This is a genomic window from Qipengyuania aurantiaca (assembly GCF_019711375.1).
In the GTDB taxonomy this organism is placed as follows: domain Bacteria; phylum Pseudomonadota; class Alphaproteobacteria; order Sphingomonadales; family Sphingomonadaceae; genus Qipengyuania; species Qipengyuania aurantiaca.
Genome location: NZ_CP081295.1, coordinates 1,155,262 through 1,172,169, shown reverse-complemented (window position 1 = coordinate 1,172,169; position 16,908 = coordinate 1,155,262). Strand labels below are relative to the sequence as shown.

Genomic DNA, 16,908 nt, shown 5'->3' with positions numbered 1-16,908 from the left:
AGAGGTCGGGGCTGAAGAGGTTCATGTCGTATTCTTTCGTGGACTTATCCCACGTGGTTACACTTCGCCCGATGTAAAGGCGCTGAATGGCTTGGTTGTGCGGCGTTCAGGAGGGTTTTTCGCCCCCGCCGAGCCTCCCTAGTGCCGGAAGTGTCGCATTCCGGTAAACACCATGGCGAGGCCCTGTTCGTCCGCGGCGGCGATCACTTCCTCGTCGCGGATCGAGCCGCCCGGCTGGATGATCGCGGTCGCGCCCGCCTCGGCAGCAGCCAGCAGGCCGTCGGCGAAGGGGAAGAAGGCGTCCGAAGCCACGGCGCTGCCCACGGCGCGGCTTTGGTCCCAGCCGTATTTCTCGGCGGCCTCGGCGGCCTTGATCGCTGCGATGCGCGAGCTGTCGCGGCGGTTCATCTGGCCTGCACCGATACCTGCCGTCGCGCCGTCCTTCGCATAGACGATGGCGTTGGACTTCACATGGCGCGCCACGGTCCAGGCGAAGAGGCAGTCCTTGAGTTCCTGTTCGGTCGGCCCGCGCTTGGTGACGACCTTGAGATCGGCTTGTGAAATCGCGCCGTTGTCGCGCGTCTGCACCAAAAGCCCGCCGGTGATCGGCTTGACGAGCAGCCCGCCGCGACGCGGATCGGGCAGGTCTCCGGTGACGAGCAGACGGAGGTTCTTCTTCTTGGCAAACGCCTCGCGTGCGGCATCGCTAACGGACGGAGCAATGACGACTTCGGTAAAGATCTGGCAGATCGCCTCGGCAGTCTCGCCATCGAGTTCTGTGTTGACCGCGACGATGCCGCCGAAAGCCGAAACACTGTCGCACTGCAGCGCCTCGTTCCACGCGTCGATCAGCTTCGTACCCTGCGCCACGCCGCAGGGGTTGGCGTGCTTCACGATCACGACAGCCGGTTCGCCGCCGGCAAATTCCGCGCAGAGTTCGAGCGCGGCGTCGGCATCGTTATAATTGTTGTAGCTGAGTTCCTTGCCCTGCAGCTGCTCGGCCTGCGCGATGCCTTTGCCGTGCGGGCCGACCGGGGTGTAGAGCGCCGCCTTCTGGTGCGGGTTCTCGCCATAGCGCAGCTCCACCGGGGCCTTGCCGTTCACCGCGAGGAAGTCGGGGAACATCTGCTGCTGGTCGGCGAATGCGAACCACTGGCTGATCATGCTGTCGTAAGCCGCCGTAGCAGCGAAGGCCTTGGCCGCACATTTGCGCCGAAAGTCGAGGCTGGTCGCCCCGCTGGCTTCAAGCTCGCCCAGCAGCGAGTCGTAATCGGCGGGGTCGGTGACGATGGTGACGAACTGATGGTTCTTCGCCGCGCTGCGCACCATCGAAGGCCCACCGATGTCGATGTTCTCGATAATCTCGTCGCGCTCCGCGCCCTTGGCGACGGTCGCTTCGAAGGGATAGAGATTGACCACCACGAGGTCGATCGCGCCAATGGCGTGTTCGTCCATGGCGGCGGCGTGCTCGGGATTGTCGCGCACGGCGAGAAGGCCGCCGTGGACCATCGGGTGCAGCGTCTTCACGCGGCCGTCCATCATTTCGGGAAAGCCGGTGAGGTCGGAGACGTCCTTCACTTCAAGGCCGGCTTCGCGCAGCGCCTTGGCCGTACCGCCGGTCGAAACCAGCTCGACACCCTTGGCGGCAAGCGCCTTGCCCAGATCCACCAAACCGCTCTTGTCGGACACCGAGAGAAGTGCCCGCTTGATCGCCACATCCGACATCAGAAAACTTACCCCATGCGTTTGAGCAGCCAGGGGAAGCGTTCCCCGCTGCGAGCGGCCATGCCTTCGACCACGATCTGCTGCGTGCCATGCGGACGGCCCTGTCCATCGACCCAGAGGCTGTCCTCCAGCGCGCAGTGCGCCTCGCCGCTAGAGCCTGCGAGGCGGAATTGCCAGTAGCTTGCGTCGGCCAGCGCCAGATGGACGCCCATGCCATCCTCGGTCAGCCTGGCCTCTACCCCGCGCCCGAGGTGGAAGCGGATGGCGAACCCGATTTTGCCGCGTTTCCCCTTCCGGGTGGAGGGTTCGAGCACATCCTCGCCGCGCAGCTCCTGCCCGTCGTCCGACAGGATGAGTATACGCCGGTGAAGCAGCCCGTGGCGTGCGACATACCCGTTGTGCGAGGCTTCCAGCTTGGCCGCCTTGCGTTCGTTCGTGTGGACCGTCTCGCGGTGGAAATCGACTTCCTCGACCCCCTTCCCGATCTGGCCGTGCAGGAGAACGGCGGTCGAGTTCGCTTCGTCGAGCACGAGCGTGGAATGCGCCGAAGTCCCGCGCAGCCCCTGTTCGATCCGCGCAGGCACCAGCGCCCCGGCGAGCTCCGCGCCGCCGCAATTGACGACAATCCGCTGGGCCCCATGCGAAAATTCGAAGGCCAGCGTCGAAGCGCAGCCGTGGCGCGCGTGGCGCGGCTTGGGCGGCGGGGCGGCATCAATCACCAGCACGCCGTCCTTCGCGCGGACCCGCTGGTATCCCCAGTGCCGCGCATCGACCATCGGCCGTGCGCGCACACCGCTGGCGGTCACCAGTGCGTCGAGCGCCGGTTCGCTCATGGCGGCGCTGCCCTGCCAGCTGCCGAGCCCCTTGTCCCCCATGCGCAGCGACAACAACGCCGGGACGAGCAGGCCGAGCAGCGAATCGAGAACCGTCGGCGTCTCTTCCTTGACCGCCTCGTAGCAGGCCCGAAGATCGGTCAGCAGCGCGATCGCCTGCGCCTGCGCGGTCGGACTGCGCGAAAGCACTCCGCCATCGTCGCTCACCAGTTCGCCCAGCGTACGCAGCAATCCGGCTTCGCCATGCAAGCGGCGCGGCTTGCCGTCGGGAAGCAGCAGGCCGGCCGCCACGATGGCGGTCCAGCCGGTGACCTGCGCCATCCGGTCCTCGCCGCTCGCAACCTGCCGATCGAGCCAGCGCGCGGTCGTCTCGATCGCTTCGAGCAGCGGGGTCTTGAGCCTCTCGCCCTCGCCCGAAAGCAGCACGGGCGTATGCACCAGCCAGTTGAGGAGGCGCAGGCCCGCAAGTTCGACATCCCACGCCGGACCCTTGCCCGGCGTGGAGTTCTTGGCGAGCCACTTCTCGAAGATCGCGCCCGAGGTATCCGCGCATTGGCCGCGCGGCGCGCAGGAGGATAGGTCGCGCATCCAGATGAAGCCGTGGACCGCCCGCACGAACGGCTCGGTCAGCTTGGAGGGCGAGCCGAAATCGAGCTTCGCCACCGGCACTTTCAGCCCGGCGACCTGCATCTGGCCCGCGCGCAGCGACATGCCAGCCACGCGGTCGCCCGCCAGCGGGGTTTCGACCATGGCGAGGAAGCGCGGACGGGCGGGCTTGCGCAGCGGCGCGGCGAGCACCGAGCCGGGCACGCCCATCTTGTAACCCCAGCGGATTAGCGCATCGAGCGCGCCGCCATGCGGAAGGGCGAAATCGGCCGGCACGAGCGCGCGCGCCGGTTCGAGCGGCTCGGGATCGATCTCGGGCTGGGGCACCGGAATCTCGGGCGGCTTGGGTGCGGCCTTGGCTGCAGGGGCAGGCTTCGCTGCAACCGGCTCGGGCTCGACCGCGATATTGGCCTCGGAAACCGTTTCGGGCGCAGGCACGGATGTTGCCGCCTCGATCGCCTCTTCGATATCGATCTGGTCGGACTCTTCCTCGTCCTCCACCAGAGGCTCGGGATCGTCGAACAGCGGCAGGGCGACCTGGACCTCGTGCCCGGCATCGTCCCGTGCGGCGCTGAGAAGGTCGGATTGCCCCTCGCTCATCCCTGCCCCTTCAGAGCAGCAATGTTGGAAGCGTATTTATCGGGCCCGCCGCGGAAAGTGGCCGATCCGGCAACCAGCACATCGGCACCGGCCTCGACGCACAGCGGCGCAGTGGTCGGGTCGACCCCGCCGTCGACTTCGAGGCGGATGTCCTTGCCTGCCTCGTCAATCATCGTGCGGATCGCCTCGATCTTGCGCAGCTGCGAATGAATGAAGCTCTGTCCGCCGAAACCGGGATTGACACTCATCACCAGCACGAGGTCGACTTCCTCGATGAGGTAATCGAGCATCTTGGCAGGCGTGCCCGGGTTGAGCACCACGCCCGCTTGCTTGCCGAGGTTCTTGATCGCCTGCAGCGTGCGGTGGATGTGCGGGCCAGCTTCCGGATGGACGGTGATGATGTCCGCGCCGGCTTCGGCAAAGGCCTCAAGGTAAGGGTCGACCGGTTCGATCATCAAATGGACGTCGAAGGGCTTCTTCGTATGCGGGCGCAACGCCTTCACCACGGCCGGACCGATGGTGATATTGGGCACGTAATGGCCATCCATCACGTCGATATGGATCCAGTCCGCCCCGGCCTCATCGACCGCGCGGACCTCCTCGCCCAGCCGTGCGAAATCGGCGGAGAGGATGCTAGGAGAAATCAGCGGAGCGGTCATAGAGCCCTGTCCGGCGTTGAAAGGGGTGCGTGCGCGAGCGGGAAATACCCGTCTCGACCGCCACTCCACAAGCTTGTCCGCAGGCTTATCCACCGGCGACCGACTTGGGGAAGCGATTGCCAGACGGATCGACGCGCCCGATCAATTCAGCCCGAATTAAGCGTGTCATCTCTAGATACATCCCTAACCAACGGCGGCCTTCGCCGCCGAAGAGGCGCGCCCGGATGAGCGCGCAGACGAAAGATTGACGGGGCATTCGACATGAAAAGCAAGATTGCAGCTATCACCGCGGGCGCAGCGTTGGCCATCACCGGCCTTGCGGCGACCGTTCCGGCGCAGGCCCAGTACCGCGAGAAGATCGCGCACGATCCCGGCAAGTGCGCGGCGGGCAAGGGTCCCGCCGTCATGGTTTCGGTGACCGATATCAAGGAAAGCAAGGGCACGATCCGCATCCAGTCCTATCGCGCCACCAAGGCCGACTGGCTGGAGAAGGGCCGTTGGATCTACCGCATGGAGGCGCCGGCCAAGGCGGGCACGATGCGCTTCTGCATGCCGCTGCCCAAGGCAGGCCATTATGGCATCGCGGTGCGGCACGATCTCGACGGGGATGGCGAAACCGATATCTTCGGCGATGGCGGTGCGATGTCGAACAACCCCAGCATCAACATCTTCAACCTCGGCAAGCCGAGCTACAAGAAAGTCGGCTTCGACGTCGGCAGCGGGGTCGAGAATATCTCGATCCGGATGCGCTACCGCTAAAGCCTAATCGCGACGGCGTTTCGCGCGCCAAAGGTCCCAGGCCGCGCCGGGCATGGCGAGCAGTGGGTGTTTCTCTCGGAAGGGCGTGACCTCCAACGCGATGCCCGTGTGCCGTTCCAGCTTCCACGCGCCGTAGCGCGCGGCGCCCTCGAAGGTGGTGGTCGCCTTGGCGAGGCGGAGGATATTGAGCGCCTTGCCTGTTCGCTCGCGCTGCTTCCACGCCTTGGCAGTCCGGGCGCGAGTTCCAGGATCTAGCTTTGGCTCCAGCATCCCGTCATGCCGTTCGAACACGATGCCCTCCGCCTGCCAGGCTAGCGGCAGCAAGCCTTCGAAATGCGCGGTGTTGACCGAAAGGATCGAATCCTCACGCCCCGGTTTCTCCACCCGGAACTCCGCGCGATAGGTGGCCTGGAAAAGCGCCCGCCAATAGTCTTCGGCCGACCCTTTTCCCGGCCCGAGAACCGCGGCAAAACGCGAAGCGGTGCGTGCCGCCTGCGCCACGGCCTTCGAGGTCCGGTCGCGAGCGTCGTCGCCGCTCGCCCAGATCAGCGCGCTCGGCTGGACGAAGCGCGTCCAGATCGTCGTATCGCGACTCTCTCCAATCGCAGCCTCGGCAAATTTTTCCAAGCTCATGGTCGCGATCTTTGCGCGCAGAACTTCGCCCTCGCGCTCCCATTCGCGATAGCTCACGCGCGGCCAGATACGGTCCTGCTGCGGGCCGGGCAGGAGGACATAGAAATCGAGCACGCCCTCAAGCGATCCGGTGCGCAGATTGGAGCCATAGAACAGCACCGCACAGGCCCCGACCGCTTCGCCCAGCTTACGCGCGTATTCGGCCACTTCGGGACGGATCGCGCGCGTCAGGCCCGCTGCGACCCTCTCGTGCAGCGTCTCGCTCACCCGGCGACGAAGGTCAGCGGCGCGCCCTGTTCGACGCGGTAGCTGCCGCCCGGGAAATGCTCGCCATCGAGGATGAACTGCGAATCCAGCGTGATCGCGAAGCCCTTGGCCGACAAATGGTGCAGGCCCGCCGCCTTGAGCCAGCGCGGATGCCAGCCGGCGAGGATTGCCGGGACGGAGAACAGCACCCGGCGGCGCGGATGGTCGAGCACCAGCAGGCGGATATCGCCCTGGCCCTTGCCGAACAGCTTGATGTCGAGCGGCATGGTGGTGAGCGTGGAGGCAAGCACGATATTGCGCCGCGCCGGATCGCCATGGCGCGAATGCGGCAGGGGCTCGCCCGAGGGCAGGTATTCGAGTTCCATCCGTGCGCCGCGCCGCCACATATTGGCGTCGCTACCGAAGAGCGCCTGCAGCACGCCCCAGGCGCTGGTCATCCCCACCGCGAGCGAATTGAAGAAGCCGATCTTGTGCGCGTCCTGCCCGGCATCGACACCGAGCGTGAACGCGCCTGCGCCCATGATGAAACCGAGCATGGGCGGCTCCTCGTTACCGACCCTGCTCACGGCAAGCGGACGGCGCTGGACCCGGCGGCCCTGCGTGCGATCTTCGAAGGCCGCGATCGCTCCGGCTAGCGACCAGTCGCGCGGGCTGCCGAGATCGACGTTGAGCGCGTTGGTCTTGCCGCGGGGCAGCACCGCCAGCTCCGGCCAGTTCTCGCCAAAGGCGGCTTGCCCCATGGTGAGGACGTCGCGCACCGTGCCATCGCCGCCACTGATAACGAGGAATTCGACGCCCGATCGCGCGAAATCGGCCAGCGCCACGGCGATGTCCCGGCGCGTGTCCGGGCGGACGACCGTCACGTCCGAGCGGTTCCCGAAATCGGGTTCGCGCCCCTTGTTGTGGTGACTGCGCGCGTTGAAAATCACGCCGATCCGCTGTTCACGCACCGAGCCCTTCGCCTGCGGAATGTCCGCCCCGGCGTGGTCGGGAAGATCGTCGAACTGGTAGATTTCGCGCTCCATGGCTGGCTCTCGCCGCGGGTCTAGGCGGTTTCGGCGGCTTTGGCGAGGTTGGAGGTGGTTCCATTCGCAACTAGGAGCGCGCGGGTACTGCCCAATCGGCCAGCAGGACACGAGTCCGTGTAATCCACATTCTCACCTGACCTGAACATCCAAAGCGGGCGCTGTACCCTCATCGAAATCGCGAGTTCATCTCCAGTTTGGCTCGTAGCGCGAGGCGTCGCAATCGCCACAGCAAATATAGAAGCCTCACCTTTCCGCGCTTCATCCAATTGACAGCCGCCCTATCCAGCGACCCTACACTCGTCACAGTTGATTGCCAGCGCTGGATGAAACTCGATGATTGCTTGAGGAAGCGTCGGGTATCCCGTGATGGTAACCGTCCAGGATGGAAAAGGATCGCCAAAAGTGAATCTATCAAGCGAGGGACTAGCAAGCTTCTGATGTGATCAAACTCTGCTCCCTCTAGTCTGCCGAGAGCCCGCTCCCAATGATCGAAAACTTCGAAATGCCTGTCGCTTCTAGTCGCCAAAATTGAACCTTGACGTTCCTGTCTATAGCTTACGCAAGGCTCTGGGAGAGTCGAAATCGAAGCTGCACGAGCAAGAAGTGGATAGGTAAAATCGATGTCTTCGTACCATCCCTCTTCGAAATCGATCGAATGATTTCGCAAAATTTCGCGCTTTACAATTTTGTTCCACGCCACATGAAAGACTTGAAGGATTTGAGGGTATGATGCGACCGTAAATTCATCGGGAGCATTACTCAAATGCAAAAGCGCCAGAGGTTTTTCGACCGTGCCGTCAGGATAGCTTCTCAACCATCCGCAAATAGTTACATCTGCATGAGTATCCTCTACGCGACCAATCAAGAGTGTTAAGGCTTGGGGCAGCAGCCTATCATCACTATCAATAAACCAAACGTATTCGCCGCGGGCCTTGCCGAATCCAGCATTGCGCGCCCTGCCCAAACCCACATTTTTTGGAAGGTTTTCTACACATATACGACGATCTTGCGCCGCATATTCCCGAAGAATTTCCAAACTTTTGTCAGGAGAGCAATCATTTACTGCTATGACTTCAAAATCCGTGTAATCTTGCGAAAGAATGGAATCTAAGCACTCCCTCAGGTATTCTTCAACGCCATAAACCGGTAAAATTATGCTAACTTTCGGAATGTCCATTGCAAAGTCCTTAATTCGCTCCTTCAACAATACCTTGAATGACGAAAGCTACCCCGCGATGATTGGGGCTGGGCTGCTTGGTGGGATGAATTGGCGCTTAGGTAGTGCCTTCGAGCTCACATTAGTAACGGGCCCATTTCCTTTTCTTTTTTGCATCATTTCGGTGGTTGACTAGGTTGTGAACTTATTCGCGGCCCCGCATACAAACTGTCCGGTTGTACATTCGTCTTCAGGGGTAATTAGCATCTCGTCAGGCGGAAGTTGCGCCGCGAGAAACGCGTCGCGTTCGAACGCCTTCATCGGGAAGGTGATTATTGCTTACTGAAAATTTGTCGAAACCTAACGGCCGGCAGAAATGGACAATTTGCCAAACGTTTTGCTACGAAAGCGGTATGTAGGTTCACCCCTGTCCTAATCAATGCGTCTGCCAGCGCCGCCCCCAATAAGCCTCCTGCGAAAGTGCCGAAGGGGAAAAGTGCCAGCGCAAGAAAAGACCAAGCAATATTGATCTTCAGCACTTGTTTCTCATGCCCTGTCATTTTCAATAGCACCCCATTGGGGCCTGTTGCGCTACTCACCCCGTAAGACAGCGCTATTATAACCAACACCCCCGCACCCTGTGCATAGAGGGGGTCAAAAACCGACAGAATTCTCTCTGGAAAAGCTACGATGGCCATCATGCATACAAGCCAGAATAGAAACGCGAAAACTGATGCTGTGATGACCCAAGTCAACATCTTTTGCTGTCTACCCTCAGCATACGCGCGCGAAATTTCCGGAGAAGTAGTAAGGTTAGTCGCTTCCAATCCAAAATTTGAAAGTTTTGCAATGCGGTCAGCTGCAAAAAATATTCCCGCCTCTAAAGGCCCCAATAAAGCTGCGACAACTAAAGTACCGATGTTTGCCTTAAGCTTTTGAAGTACGGCAAGACCCCAGAAACGCTTTGAATAATCCTCGTATTTTGCGAATGGAAGTAAAGAAGCGCGCGGTAACTTAGCGCTCAATACACCCGCCTGAATTAATAGGACCATACTCAAAACGGCGCCTATCGAGAAGATAGCTCCGATTAACGTAGGTGTATAGACTAAGCCAACAATGGCAATGCAAACAAGCCGCCAAACAACCTCGCGCGGAGCTAGCGCCAAAAAGTTTGAACGTTTCGCTCGCCAGCAGGCAGCAAGAACATCGCCATAGGCCAGCAATCCGCCCAACAAGATTACCCCAACTACGTAGTTTATTGCGGTGAGTTTTGAACTGTTGAATTGGAAATTGGCAAGGTCTGCTATATAGTGTGCGGCAAAAGCAAGGGCCGTCGCGCTTAAAGTGACTGTACCGATATGGATGAGAGAGGTTCGCAGCAACACCGCTAGCTTCTTCGCCTCCTTCTTAACTATGTAGTTCGGTCCCGAACGTAGTATTGTTTCAGAATAACCAAGTCCTAAAAGACTCGAAAGCAGGGCTGCTGCGGCCAAACCAGTTCCGAAATAACCAAAGTCGTCGGCAGAAAGTCGGTTAGAAAAAACCAACAGGAACAAAAAATTTAGACCTAACCCGAAAGCCTTTATCGCTCCGCCGCTAGCAGTCGCACGAAGAAACCTGGCTCGCACCGATGAGGAAGATTGTGACACACACCTCCCTTAGCGCCGACTTGGGCGGAGGGAAACACGAAGCTTAGGTTCTCCTCTTGGGTCGCGGTACAGCTTCGATCTGCCAATGCCTGCGCCTAGCGGCCTAGGTTATAGTGGCGTTGCGGCGGCAGTGAGTCGAACATGTTGGTAGCGAGACCGAAACAAGAGTCGCGCGAACTAATCATGAACTTACTGGATCTAAGACGGTGGCGCCCTGCACGACACACAGCCTATCCAAATTTCTCGCGTTCCGGCGTCAATTCAAGAGTGGCGCACCCGACAGGATTCGAACCTGTGGCCTCTGCCTTCGGAGGGCAGCGCTCTATCCAGCTGAGCTACGGGTGCATGCCGTGGCGGGGGCGCTTAGCAAGCCGCTGGCGCGCCTGCCAGAAAAAACGCATTTGCTGAATCGCGCGTTAGGAATTTGGCAAGCGGGGGCGCGTAGCGTGCCTTGCCATGAGCGCTATGTCCCACGAATTCGACCTGTCGCTTGCGACGATGCTCCCGGCCCGGGGCGAACCCGATGCGCGGCTGAGCGAGCCGGCGGCGCTGGCGGTGCAATGGGACGCGGTGCACGAAGCGGCCGCGGCGGTCGCGATCCTCGCCCAGCTCGGCGAGGAAGAGGTATCCGATGCGATCCGCACCCTGCCCGAACGCGCGGTGGCAAAGAGCGGTACGCAGCTTGAGCTCGCGCGGCGCGGGATCGACGACCTTGCTGCGGTGATGCAGCCGGGCCTGCGCGCTTTGCTCGCGCTGACCGCCAAGGGGCAGGACACGACCAGCGCGGCACTCACGCTCTGGCGCGAATTCCACACGGCGCGTTTCGCAGTGCTGGCGCTCGTGCCGGAAGAATAAGCCCGGCAGATCATCGCCGCGCGGCTTGACCGCGTTCTTATTCTGTTCCATTCGATCGGCATGAGCGATTCTCCTGTCATCGACACCCTTCCCGACGCAGGCAGCGTTTGCCGCGGTATCCAGCGCCTGTTCGCGCGCAACGACGTGTGGCTGCTACCAGAAATGCCCCTTCGCAACGGGCGGCGCGCGGATTTGATGGGGCTCGACCCCAAGGGCCGGATCGTGATCGTCGAGGTCAAGGTCCAGCGCGGCGACCTCTTGGGTGACGGGAAATGGCCCGACTATCTCGATTTCTGCGACCGCTTTTACTGGGGCCTGCCGCCGCATCTCGACCGCGCAGTGCTCGACCAGGAGGATTATCGCCCCGATTGCTGCGGCATCGTGGTGGCCGATGGCTATGACGGCGAGATCGTCCGCCCCGCCCCGCTCCAGCCGCTTGCCGCCGCACGCCGCAAGACCGAGGTGGAGCGGATCGCCCGCGCCGCCATGCGCCGCGCGACCGTGGGCGCCGACCCGCATTGCGCGCCCTGGGGCAACAGCGAATAGGGGTGACAGCGAATAGAGGCGGTTGTTAACGCCAACCGCTTTGCGGCATAGCATAGGCCACCATGTGGACTGCGATCCTCCTTTCCGCCGCGGCGATGACCGCCATCGTCGCGCTGCGTTACCTCGCCTCGAGCGGTATCTTCGCGCTCGCCACCAATCGGCGGCTGCCGGGATACCACGCAAAGCTCGGAAAGCAGATCCGCAGCGAGATCGGCTGGTCGCTCGCCTCCGCCGCGATCTACGGCATACCGGCCGGCATCGTCGCCTGGGGATGGCAGGAACGCGGCTGGACCCGCATCTATACCGAATCGGACGCAATGCCGCTGTGGTACCTGCCGCTGGCGCCGCTGCTCTACCTCCTCCTACATGACGCGTGGTTCTACTGGACCCATCGGCTGATGCACCGTCCGCGCTGGTTTAAGGCGATGCATGCGGTCCACCACGCCAGCCGTCCGCCGACGGCTTGGGCCGCGATGAGCTTCCATCCGTGGGAAGCGATCACCGGGGCCATGGTGATCCCGCTGCTCGTGTTCCTCGTGCCGATCCACGTCACTATGCTCGGCCTCGTGCTGCTGGTGATGACGGTGATGGGCGTCACCAACCACATGGGCTGGGAAATGTTTCCTCGCGCGCTGGTTCACTCGAGGTTAGGAGGATGGCTGATAACGGCGAGCCACCACCAACGACATCACGAAGAGTATCGATGCAATTACGGCCTCTATTTCCGGCATTGGGACCGGCTTTGCAGAACCGACAAGGGTCTGAGCGAGCGCATATGACGCGCCCTGCCCTGCTCCCGCTGGCCGCCCTGGCGCTGGGCGCGGGCGCGCCCGCTCCGGCCCCGGCAAAGGAGGGCGCGAGCGTGACCGTCACCGTTACCAATCTGCGCAACGCCAAAGGCGTCGTGCGCGCCTGCATGACCACTGCGGAAAAGAGCTTTCCCAAATGTCGCGGCGTCGCGGGCGCCCATGCTGCCATCGTTGAGGCGCACGAGGGCAAGCTCACGCTGACCTTCGAAGATGTCACGCCCGGGCGCTACGCCATCGCGCTGCTCCATGACGAGAACGACAACGGCAAGGCCGACCGCGCGCTCGGCATGATGCCCAAGGAAGGCTTCGGCTTTTCGCGCGACGCGCCGGTGCGCATGGGACCGCCAAGCTTTTCCGATGCCGTCTTCGCTATCGACGAAGCGGACAAGGCGATGACCATCCGCATGCGCTACATGCTCTGACGGAGGGCCCTGCCGCGGCAGGATTGGATTAACCTTAACCATTTTTTCAGCACGCTGCGCGCATAGCCGGAGACGATAACCACTCGTTTCCGGGGGCATTTGAAGCAATGGACAGGCTAGGCGGCACATTCGATTCGTTCGATGGCGAAGGCGAATACGACGATCACGCTGAAGATCGCGCTGAAGACCACGGCGCGCATTCCAACCCACCGCCCTCGCCCGTCGGCCAGGACGAGCGCCGCATGCAGGTGCGCGCCTTCAACCACTGGTCCGAATTGCTCGGCGGCCAGGCCCTGCCGCATATCGAGGATCTCGAACCCGAGTTCCTCGGCGATTTCGGCCCCTATTCGGTCCTGCTCGATTTCTCGACCGGCAGCACCACGCCGACGGTCCAGTTCATCGGCTCCGAGCTGCGCGGCGAATGCCGCATGCACGACCTCGTCGAAGAGCTGGGCGACATCCCGCGCGATTCGCTGCTGGCGCGCATTGCCGACAACTACCTGAAGGTCGTCTCCGAAGAAGGTCCGGTGTCCTTCGAGGACGAGTGCACCAACGCCAGGGGGCAGAAGGTCGCCTATCGCGGCATCCTGCTGCCCTACTCGAGCGATCACGACACGATCGATTTCGTCTACGCCGTGATCAACTGGAAGGAAGTGGCCGACAGCCGCACCGCCGACGAACTGCTCGCAGAAATCGACCGCGCGATGGAGGCCAGCGCCCCGGTCGTGCAGGACGAGCCGAGCGAAGTGCGCGACACGATCGAGCACGCCTCTCCGAGCTCCGTGGCCGAGATCGTCCAGTTCCACCGCGCGGCAAAGACCGAGGCAAAACCGGTTGCCGAGCCGATCGAGCCGGAAGAGGCGCAGGTGGCCGATCCCTGGGCTCGCGACGTCAATATCCTCGAACTGCGCGATGGCGACGAGGCCGGTGAAAGCGATTTTGCAGACCTTCCCGCTCCCAGCTTCGGCCAGCCGGCAGGCGAGGTGGAAGGCGAAGACGAGCATGAGCCGCTTTATGGCGAAGACGGCTATGTCGGCGCCGAAAGCGAAGAGGATGAGGAAGACTACGCCCCGCTCTACGGCGAAGAAGGCTATGTCGGCGAAGGCAGCGAATCCTATGAGGCGCCCGTCGAACCCGACGTCGAAGCCGCCCCGGCCTACGCATACGACGCCGCTCCGCGCAAACGCGACCGCCTGGTCGACGCGCTCGGCAATCCGATCGGCGGCGCGGCGCAGGAAGAGGAATCCGACGAACCGGCCACCGGCGGCATCACCACCGCGGCCGATTACGGCCTGCCCGAATGGGACGACGAAGAACCCGAAGGCGAGGATGTCGACGACCTGGTGAATCCGCTCGCCGATATCGACCTCAACAGCCGCCTCCTCTCGCTGGTCAACGCCGGAACGCGCGGCAAGAAGACCGTGGATCTTGCAACCCTAACGGACACGCCAGCCGAGGAGGAGGAAGAACGGGTCGACGCACGCCAGCTGTTCCGGCCCAAGGCGCCTTCGGTCGACACATTGCTGTCGCCCGAGCCCTATGATGCCGAGGCCGAAGAAGCCGAGGAACACGCCGCCTACGAATACGACGAGCCCGTCGAGGGCCAGCGCGTCGAAGACGATGTCTACGGCTATGCGCCGGTCGTCGAAGAGACCGAAACGGCCGAGAGCTTCACCGAGGAAGCTGTCGCCGAGGTGATCGAACCGGTTGCAGAGGAAGAGCCGCTCGAACTCGGCGAAGAGCTTATTCTCGAAGAAGTCGCCGATCAGGCCGCTGTCGAAGTAGACGTGGTGCAGGCCGAAGAAACCTACACCGAGGTCGAGCAATCTCCGGTCGAGATCGAAGCCGAGAGCGTGGACGTTGACGAGGTGCCGGCAGACGAAATCGCACCGGTTTCCGAGGACCTGCCCGCCACCACCGTGCCCGCACAGGAAGACAGTCTCGTCGGCCTGCAAGCAGCCGTCCGCGACCTTGCCGAGGCCGCGCGCAGCACGGACGATCTCAGCCGCCGCGCGCTTTACGAAGCGGTCGGACGCGCTTTCGATGTCAGCATCAAGGCGGTAATCGCGGCCGAGGCCCATGCCGGGCAGCGCGGCAATGTTATCGAGCACCTGCCGGTCGATATCCTGCCCGAACAGGGCCCGGAGATGGCGCTGGTCATGGTTCGCCGGACCGCGAATGGCGGCACCGAGATCGTCGGCGAAGTGCCGCACGACAGCATCCTGATGGAGACGGCTGCGCTCAAGCTCGCCGCCAAGTAAGGCCGTCTACCCATACTAAACACTTGAGGATGGGGCGGATCGCAGGCTAGCGATCCGCCCCATGCCTTTTCTCCCCACAGCACCCGTCCGCATCCAGCCCTATTTCGGCTATCGCAACCGGGAGCGCCTGTTCGTCACTGTCCGCGCCCTGCGCGCGCGCAAAAGCGAATTCGAAAAGCGCGGCAAGTGGCGGGCGATGCGCACCATGATGGCGCAGTTCGCGAGCCACGAGGTGAAGGAACTGCCGGTCGAGCTGGAAGTGCGCTCGCCTTCCGGGGAAACGCGCCGCCACCAGGGGGTCAGCGACAAGGAAGGCTTCGTCCATTTCGACATCCGGCTTGAGGGCGACTGGCCCTATGAAGAGCATCCGGCCTGGGAGACGGTGACCTTTCACTGGAAGAACGGCGCGGGCGAACAATGCGTCGATGGCCATATCCTCGCCCCCGGTGAATCCACCGGACTCGCGATGATTTCCGACATCGACGACACGATCATCGAAACCGGCATCACGGGCAATTTCCGCGCGGTCCTGCGCAACTGGCGCCGCGTGCTGATGCAGATGCCCTCCGAACGCATCCTCGTTCCCGGAGCCGACATGTTCTACAACGCGCTGGGCGGCAACGAAGGGCTCCCCGAGGGCAAGGGCCATGCAGGCGACCACCAACCCGCCTCGCGCCGGCCTTTCTTTTACGTGTCGTCGAGCCCGTGGAACCTGTTCTCCTACCTCGTCACCTACATGAAGGGGCGCGGCCTGCCCTTGGGGCCGATCAGCCTTCGCGACTGGGGGCTCAACCGCGAGACCTTCGGCTCCTCCAGCCACGGCGCGCACAAGCGTGCGGCGATCGAGGGCATTCTGGAGACCTATCCCGACATCAAGTTCGCCCTGCTCGGCGACGATTCGCAGGGCGACCTCACCGCCTTTTCGGCCATTGCGGTCGACAACCCCCACCGCGTCCGCGCCGTCTTCATCCGCAAGGTGGGCGAGGCGATGAGCCCCGAAGAGCTGGCCGCCGAGGCTGCGCTCAAGGCCGCGAATATCCCGCTTTGGCTGGGAGAGGGATATGAAGAGGGCGAGAAGTTCCTCGCCTCGATCGGCCTGCTCGAAGATGCCGAAGCACGCACCATCGTCGATTCGGTGGGCAAGGGCGAAACCACCGAAAGCGTCGAGGTCGAGGCGTGAGGCGGCGCATCGTGTGGACGCTCGCCATCCTCATCGGGTTTGCGCTGCTGGCAGGGCTCGCGCTGTGGATCGCGCTCCAGCGAAACGCGCCTGCCGTGCTCGACACGATCGACAGCGTTGCAGGACCGGCCTCGGGCGTCGAGAAGGTCCACCAGGCGAGCACCGGCAACCATGAAGAGCAGCGGCTGATCGTTTATCGCGCCAAGGACAGCGATGCGCCGCTACCGGTCTTCATCTTCTTCCACGGCGGGGCGTGGGCGCATGGCAGCCCCGTCGACTACGGCTTCATCGCGCGGAATGTGGCGCCGGACGGCTATGTCGTGGTGCTCGGCGGGTACCGGATGAACGAGCCGGGGCGATACCCCGCCATGCTCGAAGACACGGCCGCCGTCGTCGGCTGGACGCATCGCAATATTGCAAATTTCGGCGGGGACCCGGAGCGCATCTTCCTCTCCGGCCATTCCGCCGGCGCCTATAACGTAGCGCAGGTGGCTCTGGAGCCGCGCTGGCTGGCGAAGGAACAGGTGCCGTCCAGCGCCATTCGCGGGGTAGTCGGCCTTGCCGGGCCCTATGACTTCTACCCCTTCGACACCGACCGCAGCCGCGCGGCGTTCGGGAGCGTCGGTGCCGGTGCGGAAAGTCAGCCGGTCAACCATGCGCGCGCCGATGCGCCGCCCATGCTGCTGGTCCATGGCGAGGACGATACGGTGGTGCGCATCCGCAATTCGCGCGCCCTGGAAAAAGCGCTGGGCGAGGCCGGGGCGCGGGTCGAGACGCTGTACCTTCCCGGCAAGACCCATAACGACCCGCTGCTTGCCCTGACCAACCCCTGGCGGCGCGATCCGCTGGTGTTCGACCGGGTGAGTGCCTTCATGGCCGCGCAGGTTTCAGTTCCGGTTCAGGCCGGAAGCCCTTAGGCT

15 protein-coding genes and 1 tRNA gene are annotated in these 16,908 nt (G+C 62.8%); 8 read left to right on the top strand and 8 right to left on the bottom strand.

The window, feature by feature from the left end; all coding sequences use genetic code 11:
- Positions 1–138: 138 nt before the first annotated feature.
- From purH to rpe, 3 genes are read right to left on the bottom strand one after another with little or no spacing between them, the layout of a single operon-like run.
- Positions 139–1,725 (bottom strand): bifunctional phosphoribosylaminoimidazolecarboxamide formyltransferase/IMP cyclohydrolase, encoded by a 1,587-nt coding sequence (purH, locus tag K3148_RS05795; protein WP_221426353.1) that lies wholly within the window; start codon positions 1,723–1,725, stop codon positions 139–141.
- Between the two features lie 8 nt (positions 1,726–1,733).
- The gene (locus K3148_RS05790; RefSeq protein WP_221426352.1) at positions 1,734–3,764 is read right to left on the bottom strand and encodes a heparinase II/III family protein; all 2,031 of its coding nucleotides are present in this window, start codon (positions 3,762–3,764) and stop codon (positions 1,734–1,736) included.
- Positions 3,761–4,423 (bottom strand): ribulose-phosphate 3-epimerase, encoded by a 663-nt coding sequence (rpe, locus tag K3148_RS05785; protein ID WP_221426351.1) that lies wholly within the window; start codon positions 4,421–4,423, stop codon positions 3,761–3,763. The genes K3148_RS05790 and rpe overlap by 4 nt, the downstream gene beginning before the upstream one ends.
- Positions 4,424–4,684: 261 nt before the next feature.
- On the opposite strand from rpe, the gene K3148_RS05780 reads away from it, so the two are divergent.
- Positions 4,685–5,182 (top strand): DUF2141 domain-containing protein, encoded by a 498-nt coding sequence (locus K3148_RS05780; RefSeq protein WP_221426350.1) that lies wholly within the window; start codon positions 4,685–4,687, stop codon positions 5,180–5,182.
- A gap of 3 nt (positions 5,183–5,185) precedes the next feature.
- Here K3148_RS05780 and K3148_RS05775 read toward each other — a convergent pair whose 3' ends face one another.
- The 5 genes from K3148_RS05775 to K3148_RS05755 form a co-directional block, all read right to left on the bottom strand.
- Positions 5,186–6,082 (bottom strand): hypothetical protein, encoded by an 897-nt coding sequence (locus tag K3148_RS05775; RefSeq protein ID WP_221426349.1) that lies wholly within the window; start codon positions 6,080–6,082, stop codon positions 5,186–5,188.
- Positions 6,079–7,107 (bottom strand): diacylglycerol/lipid kinase family protein, encoded by a 1,029-nt coding sequence (locus K3148_RS05770; protein ID WP_221426348.1) that lies wholly within the window; start codon positions 7,105–7,107, stop codon positions 6,079–6,081. Before K3148_RS05770 ends, K3148_RS05775 begins: the two co-directional genes overlap by 4 nt.
- A 169-nt stretch (positions 7,108–7,276) precedes the next feature.
- On the bottom strand, positions 7,277–8,287 hold the full coding sequence (locus K3148_RS05765; RefSeq protein WP_221426347.1) for a glycosyltransferase family 2 protein: 1,011 nt from the start codon (positions 8,285–8,287) through the stop codon (positions 7,277–7,279).
- Positions 8,288–8,598: 311 nt separating this feature from the next.
- On the bottom strand, positions 8,599–9,822 hold the full coding sequence (locus K3148_RS05760; RefSeq protein ID WP_221426346.1) for a lipopolysaccharide biosynthesis protein: 1,224 nt from the start codon (positions 9,820–9,822) through the stop codon (positions 8,599–8,601).
- A gap of 361 nt (positions 9,823–10,183) precedes the next feature.
- Positions 10,184–10,260, bottom strand: a tRNA-Arg gene (locus K3148_RS05755).
- A 111-nt stretch (positions 10,261–10,371) separates the two neighbouring features.
- Between K3148_RS05755 and K3148_RS05750 the strand changes: the two genes are divergently transcribed.
- The 7 genes from K3148_RS05750 to K3148_RS05720 all read left to right on the top strand — a co-directional run bounded on the left by K3148_RS05750 (position 10,372) and on the right by K3148_RS05720 (position 16,905).
- The gene (locus K3148_RS05750; protein ID WP_247711657.1) at positions 10,372–10,770 is read left to right on the top strand and encodes a hypothetical protein; all 399 of its coding nucleotides are present in this window, start codon (positions 10,372–10,374) and stop codon (positions 10,768–10,770) included.
- Positions 10,771–10,830: 60 nt separating this feature from the next.
- Positions 10,831–11,316, top strand: coding sequence for an MmcB family DNA repair protein (locus tag K3148_RS05745; RefSeq protein ID WP_221426345.1), 486 nt, complete (start codon positions 10,831–10,833; stop codon positions 11,314–11,316).
- Positions 11,317–11,378: 62 nt separating this feature from the next.
- Positions 11,379–12,095 (top strand): sterol desaturase family protein, encoded by a 717-nt coding sequence (locus K3148_RS05740; RefSeq protein WP_221426344.1) that lies wholly within the window; start codon positions 11,379–11,381, stop codon positions 12,093–12,095.
- The gene (locus K3148_RS05735; RefSeq protein WP_221426343.1) at positions 12,092–12,547 is read left to right on the top strand and encodes a DUF2141 domain-containing protein; all 456 of its coding nucleotides are present in this window, start codon (positions 12,092–12,094) and stop codon (positions 12,545–12,547) included. The genes K3148_RS05740 and K3148_RS05735 overlap by 4 nt, the downstream gene beginning before the upstream one ends.
- A 107-nt stretch (positions 12,548–12,654) precedes the next feature.
- Positions 12,655–14,808, top strand: a complete 2,154-nt coding sequence (locus tag K3148_RS05730) for a hypothetical protein (protein WP_221426342.1) — start codon at positions 12,655–12,657, stop codon at positions 14,806–14,808.
- A gap of 61 nt (positions 14,809–14,869) precedes the next feature.
- Complete coding sequence (locus K3148_RS05725) at positions 14,870–15,988, top strand: phosphatase domain-containing protein (RefSeq protein WP_221426341.1); 1,119 nt, start codon at positions 14,870–14,872, stop codon at positions 15,986–15,988.
- A gap of 11 nt (positions 15,989–15,999) precedes the next feature.
- Positions 16,000–16,905, top strand: a complete 906-nt coding sequence (locus K3148_RS05720) for an alpha/beta hydrolase (protein WP_221426340.1) — start codon at positions 16,000–16,002, stop codon at positions 16,903–16,905.
- Positions 16,906–16,908 lie beyond the last annotated feature (3 nt).